Annotated in this window: 16 protein-coding genes; 7 read left to right on the plus strand and 9 right to left on the minus strand. The window is 64.0% G+C overall.

The annotated features are described in order from the left end of the window. Positions 1–3: 3 nt before the first annotated feature. On the plus strand, positions 4–420 hold the full coding sequence (locus ASF60_RS16560; protein ID WP_056187314.1) for a hypothetical protein: 417 nt from the start codon (positions 4–6) through the stop codon (positions 418–420). A 512-nt stretch (positions 421–932) separates the two neighbouring features. Here ASF60_RS16560 and ASF60_RS16565 read toward each other — a convergent pair. After that, positions 933–1,850 carry a ParB/Srx family N-terminal domain-containing protein gene (locus ASF60_RS16565; RefSeq protein ID WP_056187316.1) on the minus strand — a complete coding sequence of 306 codons (918 nt, stop codon included), beginning with the start codon at positions 1,848–1,850 and terminating at the stop codon, positions 933–935. Positions 1,851–2,299: 449 nt separating this feature from the next. On the opposite strand from ASF60_RS16565, the gene ASF60_RS16570 reads away from it, so the two are divergent. The 3 genes from ASF60_RS16570 (at position 2,300) to ASF60_RS24645 (ending at position 3,109) form a co-directional block, all read left to right on the plus strand. Continuing rightward, positions 2,300–2,680: a hypothetical protein gene (locus ASF60_RS16570; protein ID WP_056187319.1), complete on the plus strand. Its 381-nt coding sequence runs from the start codon at positions 2,300–2,302 to the stop codon at positions 2,678–2,680. A gap of 67 nt (positions 2,681–2,747) precedes the next feature. After that, positions 2,748–2,948, plus strand: coding sequence for a hypothetical protein (locus ASF60_RS16575; RefSeq protein WP_056187322.1), 201 nt, complete (start codon positions 2,748–2,750; stop codon positions 2,946–2,948). A 2-nt stretch (positions 2,949–2,950) separates the two neighbouring features. After that, positions 2,951–3,109 (plus strand): hypothetical protein, encoded by a 159-nt coding sequence (locus tag ASF60_RS24645; protein ID WP_156634206.1) that lies wholly within the window; start codon positions 2,951–2,953, stop codon positions 3,107–3,109. A 78-nt stretch (positions 3,110–3,187) separates the two neighbouring features. Here ASF60_RS24645 and ASF60_RS16580 read toward each other — a convergent pair whose 3' ends face one another. From ASF60_RS16580 to ASF60_RS16590, 3 genes are read right to left on the minus strand one after another with little or no spacing between them, the layout of a single operon-like run. After that, complete coding sequence (locus ASF60_RS16580; RefSeq protein WP_056187325.1) at positions 3,188–4,480, minus strand: Y-family DNA polymerase; 1,293 nt, start codon at positions 4,478–4,480, stop codon at positions 3,188–3,190. Next, positions 4,477–4,932, minus strand: coding sequence for a LexA family protein (locus ASF60_RS16585; RefSeq protein WP_056187328.1), 456 nt, complete (start codon positions 4,930–4,932; stop codon positions 4,477–4,479). The genes ASF60_RS16580 and ASF60_RS16585 overlap by 4 nt, the downstream gene beginning before the upstream one ends. Beyond that, positions 4,929–5,123 carry a hypothetical protein gene (locus tag ASF60_RS16590; RefSeq protein ID WP_338011511.1) on the minus strand — a complete coding sequence of 65 codons (195 nt, stop codon included), beginning with the start codon at positions 5,121–5,123 and terminating at the stop codon, positions 4,929–4,931. The genes ASF60_RS16585 and ASF60_RS16590 overlap by 4 nt, the downstream gene beginning before the upstream one ends. A 162-nt stretch (positions 5,124–5,285) precedes the next feature. Between ASF60_RS16590 and ASF60_RS16595 the strand changes: the two genes are divergently transcribed. After that, entirely contained in the window at positions 5,286–5,552 is a 267-nt protein-coding gene (locus ASF60_RS16595) for a DUF6894 family protein (protein ID WP_056187334.1), read from the plus strand. Then, positions 5,549–5,791, plus strand: a complete 243-nt coding sequence (locus ASF60_RS16600) for a hypothetical protein (RefSeq protein WP_056187335.1) — start codon at positions 5,549–5,551, stop codon at positions 5,789–5,791. Before ASF60_RS16595 ends, ASF60_RS16600 begins: the two co-directional genes overlap by 4 nt. 68 nt (positions 5,792–5,859) lie before the next feature. Here the strand turns inward: ASF60_RS16600 and ASF60_RS16605 are convergent, their stop codons facing one another. Together ASF60_RS16605 and ASF60_RS24650 are read right to left on the minus strand one after the other, a co-directional pair. Then, entirely contained in the window at positions 5,860–6,060 is a 201-nt protein-coding gene (locus ASF60_RS16605) for a hypothetical protein (RefSeq protein WP_056187340.1), read from the minus strand. 101 nt (positions 6,061–6,161) lie between these two features. Beyond that, on the minus strand, positions 6,162–6,503 hold the full coding sequence (locus ASF60_RS24650) for a hypothetical protein (protein ID WP_156634208.1): 342 nt from the start codon (positions 6,501–6,503) through the stop codon (positions 6,162–6,164). Between the two features lie 368 nt (positions 6,504–6,871). Here ASF60_RS24650 and ASF60_RS16610 point away from each other — a divergent pair, with 368 nt between their 5' ends. Next, entirely contained in the window at positions 6,872–7,555 is a 684-nt protein-coding gene (locus tag ASF60_RS16610; RefSeq protein ID WP_056187344.1) for a thermonuclease family protein, read from the plus strand. Between the two features lie 64 nt (positions 7,556–7,619). Here ASF60_RS16610 and ASF60_RS24655 read toward each other — a convergent pair whose 3' ends face one another. From ASF60_RS24655 to ASF60_RS16620, 3 genes are all read right to left on the minus strand, one after another. Continuing rightward, entirely contained in the window at positions 7,620–8,081 is a 462-nt protein-coding gene (locus ASF60_RS24655; RefSeq protein WP_156634210.1) for a hypothetical protein, read from the minus strand. Positions 8,082–8,213: 132 nt separating this feature from the next. Continuing rightward, a complete protein-coding gene (locus ASF60_RS16615; RefSeq protein ID WP_056187347.1) occupies positions 8,214–8,657 on the minus strand; it encodes a DMT family transporter in 444 nt (147 codons plus the stop codon). Between the two features lie 69 nt (positions 8,658–8,726). Then, positions 8,727–8,909 (minus strand): hypothetical protein, encoded by a 183-nt coding sequence (locus tag ASF60_RS16620; RefSeq protein WP_056187350.1) that lies wholly within the window; start codon positions 8,907–8,909, stop codon positions 8,727–8,729. Positions 8,910–10,133: the final 1,224 nt, after the last annotated feature.

The raw sequence follows: 10,133 nt of genomic DNA on the forward strand, positions 1-10,133 counted from the left end.
CCCATGTTCCCGAAGCCGAAAGCACCGCAGCCCGAAACCCTGCCCCCGTGGGCCGAAGGGCAAGTGACCCTGTTCGCTTTCCAGGCCCTCAAACGGGCATACGCGGCACACGGCTACGTCGGCAGAGCACCCACCATGCGCAAGCTGGAAGCTCGCGGCCTCGTCCGGCAGATCGAGGGGGGTGCCTACGTCATCACGGAAGACGGTAAGCAGTTGGTCGAGGGCTACATCACATGCCCGCCGGAATACGATCGCCAGCCTGCCCCCGAATGGCCGAGCCCGTACCAGCGTCGAAGGGCTGCCGAGCAGGAGCGTGCGCCGATCGCGAGCCCGAGATCCTACGCCGTCGAGCGGGTCGAGGGCGGCTGCGAAGTGATCCGGTTCCCCTCTCGTCGCGATGACAGGGCGCCACGCCGCTAAACAGCCCTCAGGTTCGCCCAGGATGCCCCAGGACGGCCGAGACCTGGAANTGATCCGGTTCCCCTCTCGTCGCGATGACAGGGCGCCACGCCGCTAAACAGCCCTCAGGTTCGCCCAGGATGCCCCAGGACGGCCGAGACCTGGAAATCCCACCGACTGCCCATCAAGACCGTTAGGCTTCCTGGAGGCCCTGCGCGCGTCCCGTTTCCCGCCTCCACACACGCGCGTAGCGGGCGCGCGCACGCGATATGAAGGTTTTGCGCCTCAATCCGCGCCAAATGGGCCAGTTTGACCGAGGGGCCGGACGGGAAACGGGCGATTGGATAGGCCGTCTGGCCTGACAACAATCCCGATTTGAGCCCGTGCTGCCTTGGAGCGTGTGAGATCCGGCTAACCAGTCTCAGCCATCCTACCGGCGAGCCACTGTGATGCGTACCGGCTCCTCGTCGTGTGGACACGGCACGCCCCGCCAGCCCGTGAGCAGATCGGGCGGCGGGGCTTCTTACTCTCGGCTACTCTGCGGCGGCGAGCTTCGTCCCAGGTGCCGCTATGGACCTTTCGTCGAGCCAGCACCCAAGCCTGCGAACGAGGGCGCTTAAGGGAGAGCTGACCCCAACCCGTGCGTCCTGCTCGGCCATGTCGATCTGTTCTTGAAAGTCGATGTTATCGAAGGCCCGGAAGAGGGCGTCGCCAGCTTCGCGCCATAAGGGCCGCTTGGACAGCACTTCTGCCAGGGCACGTATGAGAACTCCCTTCAGCATGTGGCGATTGCCGTCTCCGGTTTCGATAACACATTGAAGAGCAGCAATCGCAACCTCATCCCCGTAAGTCGCGACAATTGCCTTCAACGACGCCATCGCATTAATGCCATTTGACGGCAGATCTTTGGTAGACATTTTGTGGCGAGGAATTTTTACGCCGGCCTGCACAGCTACATCGGCAACCCTTTGTGCGAAGGGACATCCAGACTGTAGTTCGGCATGGAATATGTTGTTGTGCCTGAGCCTAGTGACCTTCGAGTTAATCGCCGCGAAGGCTGCTGCCTGTTGTGCTCGGTCTGCCTGTACGACGCCGCATGGGACTTTCTTGATATTGTGAAGGAAGGCTGCCGTTGTGCGGTGTTGCCCGTCGATGATGGCATAGAACCCGCCCTCGACAGGGGCGACGATGACAGGCGTGAATTTTGACCAGTCGAAGTTGTTCGCGATGCTCACGATATGTCGCCACGCAAGGCTGCCCATGGCGCGCTGATAGCTATCATCCACCACGAGCAGATGAATATCCAACCACTGAAGCATTGGTGCAGGGCCGGCCTTCAACGGGGCTAGCTTGAGGTTCCGATGGTTTGGGATGGCCTCGGCCGAAATCGAACGAAACTCAGGGTCCCCCGTCGACGTGACAGGGACACCGAACATGCCTGACTGATCCATACGGCTCTCCAAAGGGAGCACGGTTGGCCGCCGGCCATAACGGGAGGTGTTGGCCGAACGGCTTCGCTCCCGCCGGTTAGCATTCGCCGGATTGTGTTGAGCGCCAAGGCGGGGCGAGGACTGCGGGGCAGAGTTCGCCAGTCTGAGTGTGGCTCCGCCGGAACTCCCTTAATACGTGGATCCAGCAATTTCGCAGGGCCGAACGGTTGGAGAGACCTTGCCACTGACATTTCACGAATTGACCGAACTGCTGCGCTCGCTTGGAGCATTTTTCAGCCCGATCGCCCTTGTTGCCGCGGCTTGGATGAAGCGCAGCAAGACAGCGCCCCACTAGGCCATTTCAAAAGCCTCGCTGCCCTGTCCTTGGATGGCGTGGCGGGGCGGCCGAGCTATGGCGTCGGCCAGCCTGCTCCCCTATCCCGTCCGACCCGCAACAGCCGCCGGACCCCATGTCAGCCTCAGCGAAACCGAAGCTCGTCCCTGCCGACCCCGCGCTCTGGCGCAAAGGCTTCCTGGATCTGCGTCCCAGCGTCGTCCCATGCCCAGGCTTCACCCTTCAATCGTGGGGAGGCGCGCACGAGGCGTGCGTCGACTTCCTGGATCGCTGGGCGGATGAAGCGGTCGCCCTTGGTTGGACCACGCTGGAGATCTTCGGGGTTCATCCCGAGGTCGGCACCGTCCGCCCCGACTTCTGCGGCGCCCTGGTGCTCGGGGCCGAGCGCGTGTCCGGGATCGCCGAAACCCGCATGCGGTTCGTGAACACGACCTACTATCGAGACACACCGGGGCGGCCGATCGGCGCCGTGCCGATCTGGAGGTTCGGACGTTAGTTTTCGGCCATTGATACCCATCCGAACTGTATGCAATCTAAGAATGCATTGATCGGATGGCTTGCTGATGCCTGACGCGTTTACCGAACCAAACACAGGCGTCGCCCCGATCGTAAGGATCGGAGCGCACGCCACGGAAATCGGCGTGATCGCCGAGGGCCTCGACCTGGAGATGCTGAAGACCCTTGTTCGAGCCCTCCTCATCGAGGTCGGCCGAGAGACCGCCCGCCATATCGCGCAAGGGCATACGGACGCGCTGGGAAACTGAGCATGCCCGAGGAGCCCCATCGGTACCGCTCATCACCGGCGGAGATCGAGCATCAGCAGCGCCGACACGGGCACTTCCTGATGTGCATGGTGGTCGTTCTGGTCGGCATTCTGGCCTCCAGCGCATGCATTGCCGGCTTGCTCGCCTGGATCGGCGGCTGACGCCGGCGGGGTCGGCCCCACAGTGAGGCGGGGTTGCGAACTTTTGGAGCTCCGGGAGACCGAGCGGCGCGCCGTTTCTCAGGCGTGGGCCGTCGGCAGCTCGGCTACCTGCGTGGTGTAGCGCGGGCTGCGCATCTCGAACCTCGTCGACCAGGTGCGCTTCTCCGTGAGCCCTGCCCGGGCTGGCACGACAGCGCCCCGGCCGAAGCGCGCGTTGCAGGCGTCCATGGCCGCCATCAGCGGGGCGCTACGCTCGCGGCCCAGCTGACCGATCAGCGCCCGCGGCGCATCCTCGAGGAGCTTCAGGTCGGTCGTGACTACGCCGGCCTTGCTGTAGCGCCAGGGCCGATCGCCCGGTGCCTCGCGCCAGGTGCGCGCCACGCCGGCCTGCGCCGCCTTGATCAGCGCCAGCGTGTCGTTCGTGGCTTCCGGCAACGTCACGGTCGTTGAGACGGACCGCATCGGGTCGCCCCGGTCGTGCTCGCTCGTGTGATAGAAGACCGAGACGTGCGTGGTCCCGAGGCCGCCGCGCCGCAGCTTCTCGCCGAGCCGCGTCGCGTGGGCGGCGACCGCCTGTTCAAGCGTTTCACGCTCGGTGATGCGGCGGGAGAACGAGCGGGTGACGGCGCAGCCCTTGCGCTGGGCGGGCAGGAGTTCGAGCGGCAGGCAGGCCAACCCGCGCAGCTCGTAGATGATGCGCTCGCCCACCACTGTCATGGCTTTCCGCACCGGACGCGGATCGAGGTCGCGCAGATCGGCGACCGTATCCACGCCGAGGCCGATCAGCTTGGCGAGCGAGGCCCGGCCGATACCCCAGACCTCGGCCACCGAGATCCGGCAGAGCCAATGATCGTAGGCTACCGGGTCGGTCAGGTCGCACACCCCGTCGAGATCCGGGATCGTCTTGGCAATGTGGTTGGCGAGTTTCGCCAGCGTCTTAGTCGGACCGATGCCGACGCAGGTCGGAATGCCGGTCCAGGCTCGCACCGTGGCGCGCAGATCCCGCGCGAGCGTCACCCGGTCCCGATCGCGCACGTCCGAGAGGTCCAGGAAGCTCTCGTCGATGGAGTAGATCTCCACGGCCGGCGAGAAGTCCCGGTAGACCGCGTTCGTACGGGCGCTCATGTCTCCGTAGAGGGGGTAGTTCGAGGAGAAGACCCGCACGCCTTCGCGCTGGCACTGCTGGCGGATCTTGAACCAGGGATCGCCCATCTTGACCCCGAGCGCCTTGGCCTCGGCCGTGCGGGCGATGGCGCAGCCGTCGTTGTTGGACAGCACAATCACTGGCACGCGGGCGAGCTTGGGATCAAACACCCGCTCGCACGAGCAGTAGAAGCTGTTGCCGTCGATCAGCGCTATCGCCCGGCTCATCGTACCAGTCCGGCGCGGGCCACGTGCCAGCGGATCGAGAAACGCACCACGCCCCAGATTTCGCCTTCGATCAGATCCTCGACCGCGAAGGCCGGCAGGTCGGGATTGTCGAAGGCAAGCCGCGCGACGTTGCCCTCGATGACGAGGCGCTTCAGGCTCATGGTGCCGTCGACGATCGCCACGACGACGCTGCCGTTGCCGGGCTTGAGGCTGCGATCGGCCACCGCCAGATCCCGATCGAAGATGCCGGCCCCGCGCATGCTGTCGCCGGAGATGTTCCAGGCGAAGGTCGCGGGTGGGTTGGGTGCCAGCCAGCGCGGCAGTTCGAGCGAGCCTTCGAGGAAGTCGTCGGCCGGCGACGGGAAGCCGGCGCACAGCGCGGCGCCTTGGATCGGAATGCGGACCGTGCCGGCGCTATGGAGTGCGAGCTCGGCGACCTGCAGCAGCTTCATCGGCCGTCGTCCGGGTAGATCGCACCGTCGCGGATGTAGCCGCGCGAGATGAGCCGGCGCTGCTGCACGGTCCGGCGCTCGGCCTCGGCGAGATCACCCAACGCATCCTCGACGGACTGCACGAGGGCAGCCCAGGCGTCACCGCGCGCGGCGCGATGGTAGGCGAGCGCGATCGTCTCCGCTTCGGTCAAGCGGATGTCCACAGGGGGGTCGTTGGGTTGGGCCTGCATCTCGCGTCCGGTTCCTGCTAGAACACAACGGGAACAAAGCGCATCGCCGGGCGTGGTTCAATCGAAACGGCCAAGCCGTGAAAAGGCGCCGTGGACGCCTGTGGAGTGCGGGGTAGAAGACCAATGCCGACCCGGCTTTACCGCTTCCACTGCACGGATGGGCACGATCTCGTCGCCGATCTGCGCGGCCGGCGGCTGCCGACGCTGGCGCTCGTGCGACTCCAGGCCGAGCGGGTCGCCCTCGACCTCATGGCACACGGCGGGCACCTGGATTGGTCCGCCTGGTGGGTAGAGGTCTACGACCAGAACGGCAGAGCGGTGCTGTCTAAGGCGTTCACCGACGTCCGCCAGGATCGCCCGGGGGCGCGGGTTCGAGAGGGAACCGCATGACCTTCAGCGAGGAAGCGGCCGAGCTCCATCGGCTTGAGGCGGTCGCCGTAAGTCTGGGCATGACCAGCGCTGCGTTCGAGTGCATTCTGCGGGAGGTCACGGCCGCGGCGCAGGTCGTGGGCGCCTCTCCGGTGGAACAGCTCGGGGAGATCCGGCGATGCATTCATCTCGCCGGCAGCGGCACGCAGTTCGATCGTATCCTTGAGCAAAAGTGTCCGGAGCCCGTCGGCTGGGGGTAATCCAAGGAGTACACCGGGAAACGATAGGCCCGGCGCACATCGACGGTGCCCGGGCCGCGCAGGCAGTATCAGGCGAGGTCGTTCTGTTCTTCGGGCTCTTCGGGGAAGCGTTCAGCCGGATCTGCCGTCTCCCCGGTGTGGCTGCCCGCGATCTTCTTGGTCTCAGCGGCGTCACCCTTGGGCTCGGAGCCCTTCGGATCGCTACTCCCGTCCCTCGTGATCACCTGATCCATCGGGACGTCCAGCGGGTCTTGCTTGTTCTCGCCCATCGTTTCCTCTCCGGTTTTTATTCCAGACCAACGGCTGAGTAAAACGGTTGTTCGAGCGCTCTGGCCGGGCCGCTGGGGCGCAGATAATGGTATCGCCTCTCCTAAAGCCTGAGACCGCGTTGCCGCTCGTCATCATCGGCCGCTATGAAGCCAGCCAGCACCCGAGCTGGTGTGGTGTAGACGGTTCGAAAACCTTTAGGCATTGGTCCGCAGCCGATGCAGACGGCGAAGTCCCACCGGCGCCAAATGCGCGTGTTGCGTTCGTCGGTAGCTCGCTGCCGTGCCTGTCCGCGCTCAATCGCCTTCTTTATTTCAGCAGCTTTCTCGTCGCTGGTGGCGCTGGATGTGGGGGGTAAATCAGGACGAGGCTGGCGTTTTCCCTGACTAAAGGCAGGGCTTCCAAGTCCGAACGTTGCGCAGAGGATGAGGCACAGAACGCGCATCAGATCTCCCAAAACAGTTCAAAAATTTCTTCATCTACGGTCACTACGTCCCTCATTATATAAAAGTTTCGATTATTAATTATTTTCCGGCGATGCTTTAAATCACGCTTCCGTGACAAAATAAAAATGCCTTAACTTGCGCTCAGCGGATGAAGGTCGGGTCGTTTCTCGCCATGAACCAGCACCAAACGCAAAGCACGACGCAGGTAGTTACAACTCATCACGCGCAGCAGATATCGCGCATGGCTCGGGTTAGGCTTTCGATCGGCTCCGCTATCTTTCGGTGCTCCCGGTACCAATCCTCGATAAGGCGCCGCTCATGCCTACGGCCCAATAAGGTGTGCCTTCCAGTATGGTAGAGCCTCCGCATGCGTTCATGGCCCTTCCTCCTCGTCCTGCTCCTCGCCACGCCGGCCCTTGCCGATCCGATCGTCGGCCGCGCTTCGGTGATCGACGGCGACACGTTGGAGGTGCGAGGAACGCGCATCCGCCTCCACGGCATCGACGCGCCCGAGAGCGCGCAGGTCTGCAAGGACGTCGCCGGCAAGGACTACCGCTGCGGCCAGGCGGCGGCGCTGGCCCTGTCCGATCACATCGGCAAGCGCCTCGTGACCTGCGATCCGCGCGACACTGACCGCTACGGCCGGGTCGTCGCCGTCTGCCGCGCCGACGCCGAAGATCTGAACGCCTGGATGGTCCGCCAGGGCCACGCCACTGCCTACCGGCGCTACGCCGAGGACTACGCCAACGCCGAGCACACCGCGAAAGCCCTCCGGCTTGGCATCTGGGCGGGCACGTTCCAGGAGCCGTCGGAGTGGCGCCGGGAGAAGCGCGCCGGTGGCGAGCATTCACGGCCTGAGACCGTCACGCCGCCGAGCAAGGCAAGCGGCTGCAACATCAAAGGCAACATCTCGGCCGGCGGCGAGCGGATCTACCACCTGCCTGGCTCAAGCGACTACGAGCGGACCCGCGTCAACGACCGCGCCGGCGAGCGCATGTTCTGCTCGGAGGACGAGGCCAAAGCGGCCGGCTGGCGAGCGCCACGCAGATGAGGCTTACCCTCCGCTCGCTGCCTTACCGACCACCTGATGTCCTGGCGTCCTCACACTGAGACGCCTACTGCCCAGGCATCCGGCGGATCTGGCTGATGTTCTCGGTGGAGAGGTCCGCATAGAGGCTGTGGGGAGCTTTATCCGGCGTCCTTGAGCTCGACGTAAGAGCTTGACGTCTCAATGCGCTACCTTCCGAGCCAGTCGCGTAACGAGGCTTCTTATTGGCAAAATTATCGCTGACGGTCTTCTTGTAAGAAGGGGTATCTCCGCACCCCTCGCAGATCGACATTGTCCAAGATTGCCAAAGGCCGTTTGTCTTTTCTTCCATTGAGGCAGCTCGCTCACGCTGAGCGGATGCAAGCTGCATAGTATCCAGGTCTGGAGCCTGTTTGGGTACCGGCGCAGTGCGTAGCTCATTCAGCAGAGTATCGTTCTGACCACCGCCAAAACGTCCGGGAGGTGCGGATTGGGCCAGAGCTGGGGAGCCAAGCGAAATCAAAGCGAGGAGTGCAGTCTGAAAGCGCATGGAAAATCCTTTCCATCACCAACTGTACGAAAGACCCTGTGTTCTGAATGCTTCAAAACAAAATTAACCATCTCGGATTGCCCCGTTGGGTGAAAGTCGGGTCGCATAACGAGGGTTAATCCAACTTTGGGTTCAGCAGAGACCTACGAGTGCTACGCCCCCGATGATCAAGATGGCACCGACGATGCGCCCCAGACTAGCTGGGTGCTGGTCGAAGCCGACCCATCCGAAATGATCCAGCAGGACCGACGTGACGACGCCTGCGGTGACGAACAGCCCAAGGAAGGCCGCAGCTCCGATCTGCCGGGCGATAAAGAACTGGGCGAGAATGATGCCTCCGCCCATGATGCCGCCGAACCAAGCCCACCAGGGCATTTGGATCGCTTGGTCGAGCGATGGCCATGTTAGGCGCCCCGTGAGCAGGCCCACGGTCAGGATGCAGGTGGCCGTGCCGGCGACAACCACGAGTCCGCCGGTCAGCGACTGCGACAGTCCTTTAGACAAGGTACCGTTCTGACCAGCCTGAACGGCATTAGCGACGCCCGCGAGCAGGACGAAGCCGTAGAGGTACCACATGGTAAACGCCCGCCCGCTGAGATCTCCTTAGATAAGACCGCTCAGCCGGAAAGGTGCAGTGCGTCGGCTCTAAGCCTTGTCGGCCTTCTCTTTTGCCAGCCTCAGGGCCTTCAGGCGCACTGTCTTGTCCTCGGTGGCCTGCTGGGTCGCGTCGTAGTCAGCTTGCGCCTCGCCCCCTGCGCGAGCCCTTTCCAGATGCTTGGCAGCCTTCGTTTCACGCCGATCCCGGGCGCCGCTGTCATCACTCGTCATGGGGGCTTGGCTTCCGGGTGGCGATGGATCGGGCAGGTCCTACCGTTGACTTAACCATGCCCGCCACGCGACATGGCATGTCTGGCTGCGTTCGCCCTTTGGGGCGAGTCGTAAGCTGGCATCAGGAGAGATCACCGCCGCGAGATAGACCCTGAAACGACTACGGCCCCCCAGTCGCCAAACTGGAGGGCCGCGAAATCGAAATGGCCTGTGGTGGCCGCTGTCAGTCCCCCACAAGCCATATGACCCCTCTGGGTGTCAAGACGGAACGCCAATTCCGTCAACGGTGAAGTCGTGCCTTGTGCCTGACCGCGGCCCGTAAGGGACCGGGACCGATGTTTCACGCCGCCATGCAGGCCGCGATTGAGGGCGCGCGAACGCTCGCGCAGATGGACGAACTATCGCGCCAGCTCTGGCGGGGGCACGGGGAAGGGGTCGTGGGCGACCATGAGGCCCAGATACTCGCCGAACGCCTCCATGGGCGCCGTAGCGCCATCCGGGAAGGCATCCGACCGATCGGCATCCCGGCGGGGCGTGCGAGCTTGTTCCCGCCGCGTAGGAGCCTCAGGAGCACGGATCGAGCTGCATCCTTGGAGCGACGCCGGCTGCTGGCCTGTTCCGGTCCCCTGCCGCCTCAGATCGCTGCACGCTTCACGGAGGGGCAGCGGGCAGTCCTCCGCATCGTTGGGGACGAGGTTGCTGCCAAGGGTGTGTGCGGCCTCTGCATCGATGCCATCGCGGCCCGAGCCGGGGTTTGCAGGCGCTTGGCGCAGGCGGCCATCCGCTTGGCCGAGGGCGACGGGCTGGTGACGATTGAGGAGCGCCGCCACGAGGGCCGGAAGAACAGCCCGAACCTAGTGCGCGTCATCAGTCGCGAATGGCAGGCGTGGATGCGTAGAGGCGCGCGTGCGGGAGATGCCTCCCACCGTGGGGATAAGCCCAAGCCCCAATGGCAATCAGGCATAGGGTGCAAAGCGATGCATCCCACGGATAAGGGGATAACTCTGGGGACAGGTTTGCCACCAAAACCAACCAAGAAGCTGCCGGAACGGCAGAGCCTTGCCCATCGGTAGCGCGATCTCCGTCATGCCTCAGGTAGACTGAACCCGCGCAGCTATGCGTGGGATGAACCGCCCCGGGTTTCCCGGAGGCTCCAACTCCTGAGAGGATGGAGCCATGACGAAGCGAACCCCACCGTATTCTCCTGAGGTCCGTGCCCGCGCG

Origin of the sequence: Methylobacterium sp. Leaf113, assembly GCF_001423325.1 — a bacterium.
Classification (GTDB): Bacteria; Pseudomonadota; Alphaproteobacteria; order Rhizobiales; family Beijerinckiaceae; genus Methylobacterium.